At 58.1% G+C, this 14,675-nt stretch carries 15 protein-coding genes; 4 read left to right on the top strand and 11 right to left on the bottom strand.

All coding sequences use genetic code 11. From position 1 onward, the window contains the following. Nucleotides 1-17 precede the first annotated feature (17 nt). Nucleotides 18-236, top strand: coding sequence for a multiple antibiotic resistance protein MarB (gene marB / locus INF73_RS09985; RefSeq protein ID WP_028013138.1), 219 nt, complete (start codon nucleotides 18-20; stop codon nucleotides 234-236). 38 nt (nucleotides 237-274) lie between these two features. On the opposite strand, the gene eamA is transcribed toward marB, so the two are convergent. Continuing rightward, nucleotides 275-1,174: an O-acetylserine/cysteine exporter gene (eamA, locus tag INF73_RS09980; protein WP_028013137.1), complete on the bottom strand. Its 900-nt coding sequence runs from the start codon at nucleotides 1,172-1,174 to the stop codon at nucleotides 275-277. 194 nt (nucleotides 1,175-1,368) lie between these two features. Between eamA and ydeE the strand changes: the two genes are divergently transcribed. Then, nucleotides 1,369-2,562: an efflux MFS transporter YdeE gene (ydeE, locus tag INF73_RS09975; protein ID WP_028013136.1), complete on the top strand. Its 1,194-nt coding sequence runs from the start codon at nucleotides 1,369-1,371 to the stop codon at nucleotides 2,560-2,562. Nucleotides 2,563-2,605: 43 nt separating this feature from the next. Here the strand turns inward: ydeE and zinT are convergent, their stop codons facing one another. The 8 genes from zinT to INF73_RS09935 form a co-directional block, all read right to left on the bottom strand. Beyond that, complete coding sequence (gene zinT, locus INF73_RS09970; protein ID WP_028013135.1) at nucleotides 2,606-3,247, bottom strand: metal-binding protein ZinT; 642 nt, start codon at nucleotides 3,245-3,247, stop codon at nucleotides 2,606-2,608. A gap of 52 nt (nucleotides 3,248-3,299) precedes the next feature. After that, nucleotides 3,300-3,998, bottom strand: coding sequence for an urea ABC transporter ATP-binding subunit UrtE (gene urtE, locus INF73_RS09965; RefSeq protein ID WP_193540226.1), 699 nt, complete (start codon nucleotides 3,996-3,998; stop codon nucleotides 3,300-3,302). A gap of 9 nt (nucleotides 3,999-4,007) precedes the next feature. Then, nucleotides 4,008-4,805: an urea ABC transporter ATP-binding protein UrtD gene (gene urtD, locus INF73_RS09960; protein ID WP_193540208.1), complete on the bottom strand. Its 798-nt coding sequence runs from the start codon at nucleotides 4,803-4,805 to the stop codon at nucleotides 4,008-4,010. Further along, the gene (gene urtC / locus INF73_RS09955; protein WP_193540207.1) at nucleotides 4,805-5,878 is read right to left on the bottom strand and encodes an urea ABC transporter permease subunit UrtC; all 1,074 of its coding nucleotides are present in this window, start codon (nucleotides 5,876-5,878) and stop codon (nucleotides 4,805-4,807) included. The genes urtD and urtC overlap by 1 nt, the downstream gene beginning before the upstream one ends. Next, nucleotides 5,878-7,452, bottom strand: coding sequence for an urea ABC transporter permease subunit UrtB (gene urtB, locus INF73_RS09950; RefSeq protein ID WP_028013131.1), 1,575 nt, complete (start codon nucleotides 7,450-7,452; stop codon nucleotides 5,878-5,880). Before urtB ends, urtC begins: the two co-directional genes overlap by 1 nt. Before the next feature lie 24 nt (nucleotides 7,453-7,476). Next, a complete protein-coding gene (gene urtA, locus INF73_RS09945; protein WP_193540206.1) occupies nucleotides 7,477-8,748 on the bottom strand; it encodes an urea ABC transporter substrate-binding protein in 1,272 nt (423 codons plus the stop codon). Between the two features lie 202 nt (nucleotides 8,749-8,950). Further along, nucleotides 8,951-10,054, bottom strand: coding sequence for a cobalamin-independent methionine synthase II family protein (locus INF73_RS09940; RefSeq protein WP_193051945.1), 1,104 nt, complete (start codon nucleotides 10,052-10,054; stop codon nucleotides 8,951-8,953). 150 nt (nucleotides 10,055-10,204) lie between these two features. Beyond that, nucleotides 10,205-10,624 (bottom strand): rhodanese-like domain-containing protein, encoded by a 420-nt coding sequence (locus INF73_RS09935; protein WP_193540205.1) that lies wholly within the window; start codon nucleotides 10,622-10,624, stop codon nucleotides 10,205-10,207. A 73-nt stretch (nucleotides 10,625-10,697) separates the two neighbouring features. Here INF73_RS09935 and ftrA point away from each other — a divergent pair, with 73 nt between their 5' ends. Then, nucleotides 10,698-11,705 carry a transcriptional regulator FtrA gene (gene ftrA / locus INF73_RS09930; protein ID WP_063154049.1) on the top strand — a complete coding sequence of 336 codons (1,008 nt, stop codon included), beginning with the start codon at nucleotides 10,698-10,700 and terminating at the stop codon, nucleotides 11,703-11,705. Nucleotides 11,706-11,861: 156 nt separating this feature from the next. Here the strand turns inward: ftrA and INF73_RS09925 are convergent, their stop codons facing one another. After that, nucleotides 11,862-12,224 (bottom strand): hypothetical protein, encoded by a 363-nt coding sequence (locus INF73_RS09925; RefSeq protein WP_045260501.1) that lies wholly within the window; start codon nucleotides 12,222-12,224, stop codon nucleotides 11,862-11,864. Nucleotides 12,225-12,470: 246 nt separating this feature from the next. Here INF73_RS09925 and INF73_RS09920 point away from each other — a divergent pair, with 246 nt between their 5' ends. Next, nucleotides 12,471-12,701 carry a DUF2554 family protein gene (locus INF73_RS09920; protein ID WP_047368536.1) on the top strand — a complete coding sequence of 77 codons (231 nt, stop codon included), beginning with the start codon at nucleotides 12,471-12,473 and terminating at the stop codon, nucleotides 12,699-12,701. On the opposite strand, the gene INF73_RS09915 is transcribed toward INF73_RS09920, so the two are convergent. Beyond that, entirely contained in the window at nucleotides 12,702-14,666 is a 1,965-nt protein-coding gene (locus tag INF73_RS09915) for a U32 family peptidase (protein WP_193540204.1), read from the bottom strand. Nucleotides 14,667-14,675: the final 9 nt, after the last annotated feature.

Raw genomic sequence — 14,675 nt, 5'->3', positions numbered from 1 at the left:
ACGTAACCGAGGAAAAAATGAAAGTTACCGCCTCCGCCGCCCTCGCCTTGCTGGTGCTGTTTTCCAGCCAGACCTTCGCGGAGCAAACCCCAGGTGCAACGCAGCAAAATAATCATGACACGATGATTTTGCCGTCAGCACATGACCAGTCGCCTTATGATTTCAACCACATGGGTGCTGGTAGCGACAAATCCGACGAATTAGGCGTGCCTTATTATAATCAGCACGGCCTCTGATTCGTTTTTGCCCCGCAGCCGCGGGGCTTTTTTATGCCCTATCCCCTTACCCGCGCCGCCCGGCGAACCCGCAGGCCAAACACGTTGATGTACAGCCCGGCCATGATCAGCACGGCACCGAGCAGCTGCAGCGCGCTCAGCGTTTCATCCAGCAGTATCGCCGCACTGGCAAGCCCCACTACCGGAACCAGCAAAGACAGCGGCGCGACGCGCCAGGTCTCATAGCGTCCCAGCAGCGAACCCCAGATCCCGTAGCCCACGATGGTGGCGACAAACGCCAGATAGATAAGAGAAAGGATCGTGGTCAGATCGATCTCGACCAGGCTGTTCAGCATCACCTCCGGGCCATCCAGAATAAACGACGCCACCAGAAACGGGATTATCGGAATCAATGCGCTCCAGACCACCAGGGACATCACCTGAGGCCTCGCCTCGTGCTGCATAATCAGCTTATTGAAAATATTGCCGCACGCCCAGCTCAGCCCCGCCGCCAGCGTGAGCATAAACCCGAGCAGCGCCACATCCTGACCGTTCAGGCTGGCTTCAATCAGCACCAGCACGCCAAATACCGCCAGCGTTATCCCCGCCAGCTGCTTGCCCTGCAGGCGTTCGCCAAACACAAATGCGCCGAGAATAATGGTAAAGAACGCCTGCGCCTGTAACACCAGCGAGGCCAGGCCGGCCGGCATGCCGAACTTGATGGCGCAGAAGAGAAACGCGAACTGGCCAAAACTGATGGTCAGACCGTAGCCCAGTAGCAGTTTTAACGGGATTTTCGGACGGGCGACGAAAAAGAGCGCCGGGAATGCCACCAGCATAAAACGCAAACCTGCCAGCATCAGCGGGGGCATGTTGTGCAATCCCAGCTTGATGACCACAAAATTGAGCCCCCATACCACGACCACCAGCAACGCCAGCAGTCCGTCTTTACGCGTCATACCCTGCCCCTGAATTATTAATAATTTGTTAACACTTCAAGGTAACAGAAAAAAGTGTGCCGCGAGAAGATCATTATTTCTGGCAGGCAGCTGAAGCACTTAGGGATAAATCGGGTGCTATACAAGCCCCTTATGTCATGGTAATCCTGTTAACACTCGTCTAAAAAAAGCATAAGCAACCGTCGGGAAGGAATATGAAACCATCTCTCAGGCGCTCAACCGCAGCGCTGCTGGCATCGTCATTGTTATTAACCATCGGTCGGGGGGCAACGCTGCCGTTCATGACCATTTATCTCACGCGCGTGTTTAATATGAGCGTCGAGAATATTGGTTATGCCCTGACGATTGCGCTGACCGTTGGCGTGGTGTTCAGCCTGGGATTTGGCATTCTGGCCGATAAGTTTGATAAAAAACGCTATATGCTGATCGCGATCGTGGCTTTTATCGCCGGTTTTGTCGCGATCCCGCTGGTGGATAACGTCACCCTGGTAGTGCTGTTCTTTTCCCTGATTAACTGCGCCTATTCCGTCTTTTCGACGGTGCTGAAAGCCTGGTTCTCGGACGTGCTGACCTCCAGCCAGAAAGCGCGCGTCTTCTCGCTCAACTACAGCTTCCTGAACATTGGCTGGACGATAGGGCCGCCGATTGGCACCCTGCTGGTGATGTACAGCCTGCAGCTGCCGTTCTGGCTGGCGGCCTTCTGCGCCGCGCTGCCGCTCGGGTTTATACATTTCTTCGTGCAAAAAAGCGTCGCGCTGGATACCGCCGAGGAGAAGATGCCCTGGCAGCCGTCGGTGCTGCTGAAAGATCGCGCCCTGTTCTGGTTCACCCTCTCCGGCCTGCTCGCGTCTTACGTGGGTGGATCGTTCGCCAGCTGCATTTCGCAATACGTACTGGCCGCCAATGCCGACAGCGATTTTGCCCAGAAGGTGGTCGCCGTGGTGCTGCCCGTTAACGCCGCCGTGGTGGTAACGCTGCAGTACGCGCTGGGGCGGAAGATCTCCGCCAGCAATATTCGGCCTTTAATGACCGCCGCAACGCTGTTTTTTATCCTGGGGCTCGGAGGCTTTATGCTCTCCGGGGAGAACCTGATTTACTGGGGCATCGCCGCCGCCATCTTTACGCTGGGTGAGATTATCTACGCACCGGGTGAATACATGCTGATCGACAACATCGCCCCGCCGGGGATGAAGGCGAGCTATTTTTCCGCGCAGGCGCTGGGCTGGCTCGGCGCGGCGGCAAACCCGATGATCACCGGCATCATCCTGACCAACCTGCCGCACTGGTCGCTGTTTGCAATCATGATGGTTGCCATCGTCGTTGCCTGGCTGATGATTTTGCGGGGAATGAGCGTGAAGGCGTGGAACGAATCCCCCAAAGCGGCGTAAAATATGGCCGGGTAAGGCGAAGCCGCCCCCCGGCAATAACGCATCAGTGGTGCAGCATCTCCTCCACCACCTGCTCTTTGTACATCTCGTTTGGATAATAGGTCGGCCAGTTGTCCATCTCTTTCAGCAGCGCCTCGTGGGAGGTATTGCCCATAAAAATATGGAAGTGCGATGAGGCTTTCGGCCCGATGATGTGGTCGCTGAACTGCACGAACTTCGGCGCCTTGCTGTCGGCATCCTTACACTCAAACAGATAGCGAACGCCTTTTTTGCCCGATGCGTAGGTCAGAATTTTGTAGCCACTGTAGTCATACTGACAGCTGCTGACCGCCTTGCCTCTGTGGAATTCCATTACGTTATTTTCAATGCCGATGGCATCCACGTCCGTGGCATATCCCTTGCGGTAATACGCTTTCACCTCGTCAAAGGTTTTGCTTTTATCCTTCTGCGCTTTCTGTTTGAAGACCGGATCCAGCGAACCGTCAAGCAGGAACGGATACACCGACTGCCAGGTGCCGTCCCAGTCAGACAGCGTTCTGTCCTTCACGTCTTTATCCTCAAACACGCCGTTCGCCGCTTTCTGTTCCGCTTCGGTCATCTGATGGCCGTGCGAGTGAGCAAACAGCTGGCCGCTGACCAGCAGCGCCCCCAGAGTCATGGCAAATTTTCCAATATGTGCAGCCAAAGTAACGCCCTCATTCCGTTTTATAAGAATGAAGATGTTATATTATAACATTTCAGATCGCAACCAGCCCGCGAACGCCCTCCTGCTCCATATTTTCGCCCCTTCCGCGCTGAATGATAGTGCCGCGGGACATCAGGAGATAGCTGTCGGACAGCTCGGCGGCAAAGTCGTAAAACTGCTCGACGAGCAGGATTGCCATATCGCCTCTGTTTGCCAGGGTGCGGATCACCTGGCCAATCTCTTTGATGACGGAAGGCTGTATGCCTTCCGTCGGTTCGTCCAGAATCAGCAGCTGCGGACGGCTCGCCAGCGCGCGCCCAATCGCCAGTTGCTGCTGCTGTCCGCCGGAGAGATCGCCCCCGCGGCGGTGCTTCATCTCTTTGAGAACCGGAAACAGCTGCCAGATCTCGTCAGGAACCTGCTTTGCCTCGCGGGCGGAAAAACGCGACAGCCCAAGCAAAAGGTTCTCTTCCACGGTCAGGCGCGGGAAAATCTCGCGACCCTGCGGGACATACGCCACGCCGGACTGCACCCGCTGGTGCGGCCTGCTGTGGGTGATCGTTTTACCCTGCCAGATGACCTCCCCGGTTTTCGCCGGGATCAGCCCCATCAGGCACTTCAGCAGCGTGGTTTTCCCGACGCCGTTGCGTCCCAGCAGACAGGTGACTTCACCGGGAGCGGCTTCGAAGCTCACGCCGCGCAGGATATGGCTGCCGCCGTAGTACTGATTCAGTTCGTTAACCTGTAACATCATCGCTCCTTAGCGGCCCAGATAGACCTCAATCACCTGCTCGTTGGCCTGCACCTCGCGAAGCGAGCCTTCCGCCAGCACGCGCCCCTGATGCAGCACCGTGACGTGGTCGGCAATCGTTTCAACAAAGCCCATGTCGTGCTCCACCACCATCAGGGAATGCTTGCCCGCCAGGGTTTTGAACAGCTCGGCGGTGTATTCCGTTTCCGCATCGGTCATCCCGGCGGCGGGTTCATCCAGCAGCAGCAGGTGCGGGTCCTGCACCAGCAGCATGCCGATCTCCAGGAACTGTTTCTGCCCGTGCGAAAGCAGCCCGGCGCGACGGCCCCGCTCGCTGCCAAGGCGCAGAAGAACCAGCATCTCGTCAATGCGGTCCCGCTGCTCGCCGTTGAGTTTTGCCCGCAGGCTCGCCCAGACGGATTTATCGGTTTTCATGGCGATCTCAAGGTTCTCCCACACCGTCAGCGCTTCAAAGACCGTGGGTTTCTGGAATTTTCGGCCAATCCCCTGACGGGCAATGGCCGCAGGCTCCAGCCCGGTCAGGTCGATGGACTGGTCGTAAATCGCTCTCCCGCTTTTGGGTCGGGTTTTGCCGGTGATCACGTCCATCAGCGTGGTTTTACCCGCCCCGTTGGGGCCAATCACGCAGCGCAACTCGCCCACGCCGATATTCAGGGAGAGATCGGTCAGCGCCTGGAAGCCGTCGAAACTGACGTTAATGGCCTCAAGCTGAAGCACCGGGTCAGTCTGGTCCCGGTAGCGATCGCCGGGCAACTGGCGGGTAAATAACTCTTCCGTTGGCTGCATTATTTCTCTCCCTTACGCAACAGACCGTAGACGCCGCGCGGCAGGAACAGCGTGACGGCGATAAAAATCAGCCCCAGAAACAGCTGCCAGTACTCCGGCATGGCAACGGTAAAGAAGCTTTTCGCCCCGTTCACCAGCGCCGCGCCAATCACCGGCCCCACCAGGGTGCCGCGCCCGCCCAGCGCCACCCAGATGGCGGCTTCTATCGAGTTGGTCGGCGACATTTCACCGGGGTTAATAATGCCCACCTGCGGAACGTACAGCGCCCCCGCCAGGCCGCACAGCACGGCAGAGAGCGTCCAAACCAGCAGCTTGAACCCGCGCGGATCGTACCCGCAGAACGTCAGGCGGTTTTCCGCGTCGCGCACGGCGGTAAGGATGCGGCCAAACTTGCTCTTCGCCAGCGCAAATCCGGTGCCCAACGCCAGAAGCAGCAACAGCACCGTCGCCAGGAACAGCGCGATGCGGGTTGCCGTTTCCGTCACCGAAAACCCGAGCAGCGTGGTGAAGCCGGTAAAACCGTTATTGCCGCCAAAGCCGGTTTCGTTGCGAAAGAACAGCAGCATGCCCGCGTAGGTCAGCGCCTGGGTCATAATCGAGAAGTAAACCCCTTTGATCTTCGAGCGGAAGGCAAACCAGCCAAACACCAGCGCCAGCAAACCCGGCACCATCACGATCAGCACCAGCGCCCAGGCAAAGTGCTGGGTGCCCCACCAGAACCACGGCAGCTCGCTCCAGGAGAGAAACGACATAAACGCGGGCAGGCCGTCGCCTGACGCCTGGCGCATCAGGTACATGCCCATCGCATAGCCGCCCAGGGCGAAAAAGATGCCGTGTCCAAGAGAGAGCATGCCGGCGTAGCCCCACACCAGATCCAGCGCCACCGCAACGATGGAATAGCAGAGGATCTTGCCGATGAGCGTCAGCATCCAGGTCGACAGCGCCAGCGGATGCGTGGCGGGCAGCAAGGCGAAAAACGGTAAAATCAGCAGACACGCCACCAGCAGGCTGCCCGCAATCTGTGTCGTGCGCGGCGCTTTACGCGCCAGCGTTAAGGTCAGCGGCTGGCTCATCAGTCAATCACCCTCCCTTTCAGCGCAAACAGCCCCTGAGGGCGCTTCTGGATAAACAGGACGATCGCCACCAGAATCACGATCTTGCCCAGCACCGCACCCATCTGCGGCTCAAGGATTTTATTGAATATGCCCAGCCCGAACGCGGCGGCCACGCTGCCTGCCAGCTGGCCTACGCCACCGAGAACGACTACGAGGAACGAGTCGATGATGTACCCCTGACCAAGCTCCGGCCCGACGTTACCAAGCTGGGATAACGCCACGCCGCCTAACCCGGCGATCCCTGAGCCCAGCCCAAACGCCAGCATATCGACGCGCCCGGTCGGTACCCCGCAGCAGGCGGCCATGCTGCGGTTTTGCGTCACCGCGCGCACGTTCAGACCAAGACGGGTTTTATTCAGAATCAGCCAGGTGAAGAACAGCACCAGCAGCACGAAGCCCAGCACCACAATGCGGTTCCACGGCAGGGTCAGGTTGGCAAAAACCTGCACCCCGCCGGAAAGCCATGCCGGGTTTGCCACCTCGAGGTTCTGGGCACCAAAGGTCATGCGTACCAGCTGGATGAGCATCAGGCTGATCCCCCAGGTCGCCAGCAGCGTTTCCAGCGGACGACCGTACAGGTGACGGATCACGGTGCGCTCCAGCACCATTCCAATGCCCGCCGTCAGGCAGAACGCTACCGGCAAGGCGATAACGGGATAGAGCGCCAGCCACTGAGGGGCAAGCCCGGCCATAGCCTGCTGCACCATCCACGTGGCATACGCCCCCAGCATCAGCATCTCGCCGTGCGCCATGTTAATGACGCCCAGCAGACCGTAGGTGATCGCGAGCCCCAGCGCGGCCAGCAGCAGCACCGACCCCAGAGAAAGCCCCATAAACGCCTGGCCCAGCAGATCGCCCCACATCAGGCGATGCGTAATCTGGCTAAGGCTCTCTTCTGCGGCCGCGCGCACGCCGGCATCCGGCTCGGTCTGCGCCTGGGTAAATGGAGTGAGTCTGGACTGTACGTCCGGATCGTCTGACTGGCCCAGCAGTTCGACGGCCCTGCGGCGCACCTCCGGCTGCGGGCTCGCCAGCTGGAGGTTTGCCACCGCCAGCAGCAGCGCCTGACGCGCCACGGCGTCCGCTTCATCCCCGGCGCGCTTTTCAAGAAAAGCGAGCATGTCGGGCTGAGCATCACGCTGGAGCTGACGGGCTGCAGCCCGTCTTTCGGTGACACTGTCACTAACAAGCTGATGCGTGGCAATGGCCGTTGCAGCCAGCACGCGCAGCCGGTTTGTCAGGCGTACGGCTTTGGTTTGCCCTACTGCCGCGCGGGCCTCATCGAGCGAAACCATTTCGCCATTACGCTTCGCAAAGGCGTGCTTTTGGCTGTCGGTATACAGGTTTTCCTTTTGCAGGGACTGAAGCAGCGGAAGCCTGGCGGCATCCGGCGCGGCGGCCCACTGCGTGAGGAGCTCCGCCTGCTGGCCGCGGCTGGCGGCAACAAAACGATCGGCATCCGATGCCTGCGCCATCCCTGGCAGCAGTCCGGAAAGCCATACAAGAGCGCTGAACATGCGCATGGCGTTCATGACGTTTCTCCCTGTGGCAATGGCCTAGTTGCTGGCGGTTTTCATCGGCTGGTCGGGCTTTTTGTCATTCCCGGCGATGAACGGACTCCACGGCTGGGCGCGCACCGGCTGTTCCGTCTGCCAGACCACGTTGAACTGCCCGTTGCCTTCAATTTCACCGATCATGACCGGCTTATGCAGATGATGGTTGGTAGCATCCATGGTGAGCTTAAAGCCAGACGGCGCCTTAAATGACTGACCGGCCATCGCCGCGCGCACCTTATCCACGTCGGTGGTGCCCGCTTTTTCCACCGCCTGCGCCCACATATGGATCCCCACGTAAGTCGCTTCCATCGGGTCGTTGGTCACCACGGTATCGGCATTCGGCAGCTTGTGCGCCTTCGCATAGGCTTTGTAATCCGCGACGAACGCCTGGTTGGTTGGATTATCCACGGACTCAAAGTAGTTCCACGCCGCTAGGTTACCCACCAGCGGTTTGGTGTCGATTCCGCGCAGCTCTTCTTCGCCGACGGAGAACGCCACCACCGGCACGTCGGTGGCCTTCAGCCCCTGGTTAGCCAGCTCTTTGTAGAACGGCACGTTGGAGTCGCCGTTAATGGTCGACACCACGGCGGTTTTGCCGCCGGCGGAGAATTTCTTGATGCTGGCGACGATGGTCTGGTAGTCGCTGTGACCAAACGGGGTGTAAACCTCTTCGATGTCCTTATCCTCAACCCCTTTTGAATGCAGGAACGCGCGCAGGATCTTGTTGGTGGTGCGCGGGTAAACGTAGTCGGTACCCAGCAGGAAGAAGCGCTTCGCCCCGCCGCCGTCCTCGCTCATCAGATATTCCACCGCCGGGATGGCCTGCTGGTTCGGCGCCGCGCCGGTATAGAAGACGTTTGGCGACATCTCTTCGCCTTCATACTGCACCGGATAGAACAGCAGGCCGTTCAGCTCCTCAAACACCGGCAGCACGGATTTGCGCGAAACCGACGTCCAGCAGCCGAACACCACCGCCACTTTATCCTGGCTCAGCAGCTGGCGAGCCTTCTCGGCAAACAGCGGCCAGTTTGAGGCTGGATCCACCACCACAGGCTCCAGTTTCTTACCCAGCACGCCGCCTTTGGCGTTGATCTCGTCGATGGTCATCAGGGCGACGTCCTTCAGCGGGGTTTCGGAGATGGCCATCGTGCCGGACAGAGAGTGCATGATCCCCACTTTGATGGTGTCGGCCGCCTGCACGCCAAAACTCATTCCCATCGCCACGACGGACGCGGATAACGCAAAGGCTTTTAATAAGGTACGACGCTGCATATTTTCACTCCTGAAAAAGAACGCTGTGCGAAAACGTCCGTTACGGCATGGACGCGGAAATAAAGGTGTCAGCGAAGCAGGAGCAAAAAGGATGCCAGAATGGAGGAAGCGCTATTGCAGGAGACAGACGGCAGGATGTAAAGAGAACGACTCAGAATGGCACAGCGCTGCACTTTTATAATGCAGCGCTGAGGAAGCGCTTTTACCAGACTTCGCTGGCGATCTGCGTCACCAGACGGACCTTATCCCACTGCTGGGACTCGCTCAGGCTGTTGCCCTCTTCGGTGGAGGCAAAACCGCACTGCGGGCTGAGGCAGATTTGATCTTTCGACACGTATTTCGCCGCCTCTTCCAGACGGGCCTTCACGCCTTCCGGGTTCTCCAGCTCACCGTTTTTCGTGGTGATCAGGCCCAGCACCACCTGCTGCTTGCCAGGGCGAACGAAGCGCAGCGGCGCGAAATCCCCGCTGCGGTCGTTATCGTATTCCAGGAAGAATGCGTCAACGTTGACCGTCCCGAACAGCACTTCCGCCACCGGCTCGTAGCCGCCTTCGGAAATCCAGGTTGAACGGAAGTTACCGCGGCAGACGTGCAGCCCGATGGTCAGGTCCTCTGGCTTGCCTTCCAGGGCCTTGTTCAGTACGCGGGCATAGATTTGCGCCAGCTCATCGGCATCGTCGCCGCGCTCGCGGATCTGACGGCGCTGGTCGTCCGAGCAGAGGTAGGCCCAGACGGTGTCGTCCAGCTGCAGATAGCGGCAGCCCGCGTCGTAGAATGCGCGTATCGCGTCGCGCCAGGTGGTCGCCAGATCGTCGAAATAGTCGTTCAGATCCGGATACACCGTCGCGTCGATGTCTTTGCGCCCGCCGCGGAAATGGAGCACGCTTGGGCTGGGAATGGTCATCTTCGGCTGGGCATTGCCGCTGATGCTTTTCAGATAGCGGAAGTCTTCCAGCATCGGGTGATCGCCAAAGCCCAGCTTGCCGGTCACGCGCACGCCGTGGGCTTTGGTTTGTACTCCGTTGAACTGAATCCCCTGCTGTGAATCGTAACGCTCAACGCCCTGAAGACCGTCGAAGAAATCGAAGTGCCACCAGGCACGGCGAAATTCACCGTCGGTCACCACATGCAGGCCGCACGCGCACTGCTGCTCGACGACGTGGCGAATAGCCTCGTCCTCCACCGCGCGAAGCTGTCCGGCATCAATCTCGCCGCTGGCGAACTTCAGGCGAGCCTGCTTGATGGCATCCGGGCGTAAAAAGCTGCCGACTACGTCGGCGCGGTATGGGGCGTGCTGTCGTTGCATGGAAATCTCCTCAGTCTGCCGGTATTAATTGCCCGCAGTGATAATTCATCATTTGAATCTTTAGACTTCTGGATGTCTAAATGTCCAAAAAAGATGTCATACCTGACCGTTTCCGGCAAACGAGAAAATTTCACGGGTGTTGAAAAAAATTCATCTTAACAGCGCGTCAGCGTGCGCCTGGCTGGCAAAGGCGTAGCGTTCATCTTCCCAGCCGGTGATACCGCCGAGCATGATTTTGACCGGCAGCCCGAGACGCGCCAGCTTCAGCGCCGCCCTGTCCGCGCCGTTACAGTGTGGCCCCGCACAGTAGACGACAAACAGCGTCCTTTCCGGCCATTGAGCCATGCGCTCAGCGGTCATCTGGCTCCAGGGCATATGCAGTGCGCCCGGCACATGGCGGCGGGCAAACTGCTCCGGGCTCCCCACCACGTGCAGCAGCACGAAGTCCTGCTCATTATTGGCGATGGCGTGATGCACGTCGGCGCAGTCGGTTTCGACGCTCAGGCGACGCAGAAAATGGGTAACGGCTTCCTGCGGCTCGGCAGCCGGAAATTCAGTAACATAGCTCATGATCCTTCCTCATCTTTGGCGTTTGTGTTAACACTACTCTATCCACAAATTCAGCCCGTGAATGCGCTCGCTTATGCCAGAAAACAGCAAAAAGATGACAAACTTAAGACAGGTTACCCGTCCGCAGGTGGTGGTGCTGGCGTATGACGGGCTATGTACCTTTGAGTTTGGCGTGGCGGTTGAGATTTTTGGCCTGCCGCGTCCTGAGCTGGGCGACGACTGGTATCGTTTTGCGGTGGCGAGCGTAGATAGCGGAGAATTGCGGGCGACCGGCGGGATCCGCATCGTTACCGATGGGGACTTGAGCCTGCTTGCGTCGGCGGACCTGATCGTGGTTCCCGGCTGGCGGGGGCTGGACTCACCGGTTCCTCCGGCGCTCTGCGAGGCGCTGCGCCAGGCCAGCGCGCGCGGATGTCAGCTGCTGTCCATCTGCTCGGGCGTGTTCGTGCTGGCCGCTACGGGGCTGCTGAACGGACGTAAAGCCACGACGCACTGGCGCTACATTGACGCGCTTAAGGTCCGCTACCCTGACATCGAGGTGGTTGAGGATGTGCTCTACCAAGACGAGGGCGATATCCTGACCTCCGCGGGCAGCGCGGCGGGAATCGATCTCTGTCTGCACATCGTCCGGCGGGACTATGGCATGGAAACCGCCAACAGCGTGGCGCGTCGGCTGGTGATCCCCCCTCACCGGGATGGTTCACAGCCGCAGCAGTTGAGCCGCCCAGTGGCGCAGCTGCGGGAAAGCCAGCGCCTGGGCCAGCTGTTTGATTTTCTGCACACGCACCTTGTCGAGCCGCACAGCGTCGACTCGCTGGCGCGTCGGGTCGGCATGAGCCAGCGCACCTTTCTTCGTCGCTTCGAGGCGGCAACGGGCACGACGCCCGCACGCTGGCTGCTTAATGAACGCCTGCTGAGAGCAAAAGATTATCTGGAGAGCAGCCGTTTAAGCATCGACAGCATCGCGGAACAGACCGGGTTTGGTCAGGCGTCGACGCTGCGTCATCATTTTCGTCAGCAGTTTGCGCTTTCCCCGGCTCAGTATCGCAAACAATTTTCACGTTCTGATACTGCCCGCTAGCGGCAAAAGCGCAAAAAAAAACCGCCATTATCTGGCGGTAAATGCTTGCATGGATAGATTTGTATTTTGGTCTCTACGTCCCCGACGCTCCATGGTCGGGCAGCGGATCTCATACAAACTAACACTGGCTGTCTCAACGAAAGCTAAACAGCCTGATTAACTCGCGCTGGTGTTGATTTGCAAATAGCGCATCAGGCCCTGCTCAGCGCTCTGCCTGGCATCATCGTTAAGGGCCTCGAGATAAAACGATCGCGATACGCCATAGGGAGCCTTTTCAGAGGGATAAACCGCAAACTGGAATGTTTTTCCCCGTGCCGGATGGGTGCAGTCTAATTCCCAGCGCTGTTCATTTACTCTTTTACTAGTGCAGGCTACGCGTCCATAGTCGCTGGTTAAATAGGAACCAACGCGAATTTCAGCGGACTGAATATATTCTGGTTCGTCATTACCTGCATAACGAATCGCTGCAACGGCACCTACCGCAACAGCCAGAAGCGAAAACGCTATTATTTTTTTCATTTATGAATGACCCATTCCTTAGCCAGAGATTCACTATTATATAGGATTTATCCTTAATGCGAACATCCAACTGTGGACCAGAAATGGGAGGTTTGCAAAAACGCACATATATTTTAAGAAAAATCTTAATCGGTATTATGAACCCACGTTATTTGACATTTTCTTTGCGCTATTTTGAAATATTGAATAATAACCCCAAACAATAATTGGCATGATTAACCCGCGCTGTTCTTATTGGGTGAATTTATGTTCAAAAAAGGGCTATCTTTTATCATGCTTATTTGTGCCCTCTTTTCCGGCCAGCTGATGGCCGGGCACAAAGGCCATGAATATGTTTGGGTAAAGAATGTGGAGCATCAGCTGCGGCATGAGGCCGACAGTGACGAGTTACGCAGTGTAGCGGAAGAGTCAGCGGAGGGTTTGCGCGAACACCACCTGTGGCAGAAATCGCGCAAACCGGACACGCACGTAAGGTAATTAACTGCCCTTGCGTTTCGGAAGGGTTTTCATCAGATCGTCCGGGCTCACGGACGCAACGATGCTGCCCGGCGGTGGCATTTTGAAAATGTGGTTTTTCATTTTGCCAATAACATGCATTTCACAAGGACGGCAGTCAAACTTCAGGGTCAGGACTTCGTCACCGTTGACCAGCTGCATGGGGGTGGCCTTCCAGCTTTTAATATTCCCTTTCGCCTGTTTCGGGCACAGGTTAAAAGCAAAGCGCAGGCAGTGCTTGGTGATCATCACCGGCACATCGCCCCTCTCTTCGTGCGCTTCATAGGCCGCGTCGATAAGCTGCACGCCGTGGCGATGATAAAATTCACGCGCTTTATGGTTGTAAACGTTGGCCAGAAACGATAAATGGGTGTCCGGATACACAGGCGCAGGAACGGATTCGGCCTTACGGCTGCCGCGCGGGTACTGCGCCAGGCGTGCGGCATCCAGCATCTCTGCCGTTTCGCGGCGGAACTGGTTCAGCAGGCTGTTCGGCACGAACAGCGCGTCCGGCAGATTAACCTCGATGGCGCGCGCGTAGTAAATCGTCTGGCCCAGCTTCGCTACGCCGTCCTTCAGGCTGTTAAGCGCTTTCTCCGCGTTGTTTGCCACCTCGAACAGGCCATCAAGCGTATGCGTTACGCTGATGCCGTCTTCGCAGGTCATGGTCAGGATCAGCTGCTCTTCCCAGCCGCCCAGCTCAATGTCCACCGCGATGCGACGCTCGCTGGAGGTTTTCAGCAACGCCTGCTGCCAGTTATGATCCAGGTTACGGTTGAGCGGCGCGTTCGGCCTTGCCTTGTAGAGATCGGCAGGCATTTCATTCGGCCAGACGCGGTAGCGGTTCTCGCCGGTTTTTTCGACCGTGTTGGCGCGGAAGCCCACCACTTCACGCTTAATCATCACGTTCAGGCCGTCGCCGTTCGCCAGCGGCTCGGTCACTTCAACGTCCAGGTGATCTTTCGCCACTTTCAGCACCTCGCCGACCGGTAAACCGATAAACTTCGGTGAGTCAAACGCGCCAATATCCCCTTTGCGGGCGTTCACGAAATAGTCCGTGCTGCCGCGGTGGAAGGTTTTGTCCGTTGACGGAATAAAGAAATGTTCGGTACGACCGGCCGAGGCGCGCGCCAGGTCACCGCGATCTTCGATGATGGCGTCCAGCATCTGGCGATAGTGCGCGGTGATGTTCTTCACGTAGCTCATATCTTTGTAGCGCCCTTCAATCTTAAAGGAACGCACGCCCGCGTCGATCAGCGCGCCCAGGTTGGCGGTCTGATCATTATCCTTCATGGAAAGCAGGTGTTTTTCGAACGCCACCACGCGACCTTGATCGTCTTTCAGGGTATACGGCAGACGGCAGGCCTGCGAGCAGTCGCCGCGGTTGGCGCTGCGGCCCGTCTGGGCGTGGGAAATGTTGCACTGGCCGGAATAGGCCACGCACAGCGCGCCGTGGATAAAGAATTCGATCGTCGCGTCGGTTGCCTGGTAAATATCGCGGATCTGATTGAGGTTCAGCTCGCGGGCCAGAACGATCTGCGAAAAGCCCACGTCGGAGAGAAACTTCGCCTTCTCAACCGTGCGGATATCGCACTGGGTGCTGGCATGCAGCTCGATAGGCGGAATATCCAGCTCAAGCACGCCCATATCCTGAACAATCAGGGCATCGACGCCGGTCTGGTAGAGATCGGTAATCAGACGCTGCGCGGGCTCCAGCTCATCATCATGAAGAATGGTGTTCAGGGTCACGAACACTTTCGCCCCGAAACGGTGGGCGAACGGCACCAGATCGGCAATATCGCGCAGGCTGTTGCTGGCGTTATGGCGGGCACCGAAGCCAGGGCCGCCGATGTAGACGGCGTCAGCGCCATGAAGGATCGCTTCACGGGCAATGGCGGCGTCGCGGGCCGGGCTTAAAAGTTCAAGATGATGGGATTGCAGGCGCATACTTCGTCG

The organism is Enterobacter cloacae complex sp. P6RS (assembly GCF_014982245.1).
Lineage (GTDB): Bacteria > Pseudomonadota > Gammaproteobacteria > Enterobacterales > Enterobacteriaceae > Enterobacter > Enterobacter bugandensis.
The sequence above is the reverse complement of the archived record's forward strand: the minus strand, read 5'-3'. Positions and strand labels throughout refer to the sequence as shown.

Coding starts and splice junctions, on each gene's coding strand:
- marB (WP_028013138.1), top strand. CDS start 18: ATGAAAGTTACCGCCTCCGCCGCCCTCGCCTTGCTGGTGCTGTTTTCC.
- eamA (WP_028013137.1), bottom strand. CDS start 1,174: ATGACGCGTAAAGACGGACTGCTGGCGTTGCTGGTGGTCGTGGTATGG.
- ydeE (WP_028013136.1), top strand. CDS start 1,369: ATGAAACCATCTCTCAGGCGCTCAACCGCAGCGCTGCTGGCATCGTCA.
- urtE (WP_193540226.1), bottom strand. CDS start 3,998: ATGTTACAGGTTAACGAACTGAATCAGTACTACGGCGGCAGCCATATC.
- urtD (WP_193540208.1), bottom strand. CDS start 4,805: ATGCAGCCAACGGAAGAGTTATTTACCCGCCAGTTGCCCGGCGATCGC.
- urtC (WP_193540207.1), bottom strand. CDS start 5,878: ATGAGCCAGCCGCTGACCTTAACGCTGGCGCGTAAAGCGCCGCGCACG.
- urtB (WP_028013131.1), bottom strand. CDS start 7,452: ATGAACGCCATGCGCATGTTCAGCGCTCTTGTATGGCTTTCCGGACTG.
- urtA (WP_193540206.1), bottom strand. CDS start 8,748: ATGCAGCGTCGTACCTTATTAAAAGCCTTTGCGTTATCCGCGTCCGTC.
- INF73_RS09940 (WP_193051945.1), bottom strand. CDS start 10,054: ATGCAACGACAGCACGCCCCATACCGCGCCGACGTAGTCGGCAGCTTT.
- INF73_RS09935 (WP_193540205.1), bottom strand. CDS start 10,624: ATGAGCTATGTTACTGAATTTCCGGCTGCCGAGCCGCAGGAAGCCGTT.
- ftrA (WP_063154049.1), top strand. CDS start 10,698: ATGCCAGAAAACAGCAAAAAGATGACAAACTTAAGACAGGTTACCCGT.
- INF73_RS09925 (WP_045260501.1), bottom strand. CDS start 12,224: ATGAAAAAAATAATAGCGTTTTCGCTTCTGGCTGTTGCGGTAGGTGCC.
- INF73_RS09920 (WP_047368536.1), top strand. CDS start 12,471: ATGTTCAAAAAAGGGCTATCTTTTATCATGCTTATTTGTGCCCTCTTT.
- INF73_RS09915 (WP_193540204.1), bottom strand. CDS start 14,666: ATGCGCCTGCAATCCCATCATCTTGAACTTTTAAGCCCGGCCCGCGAC.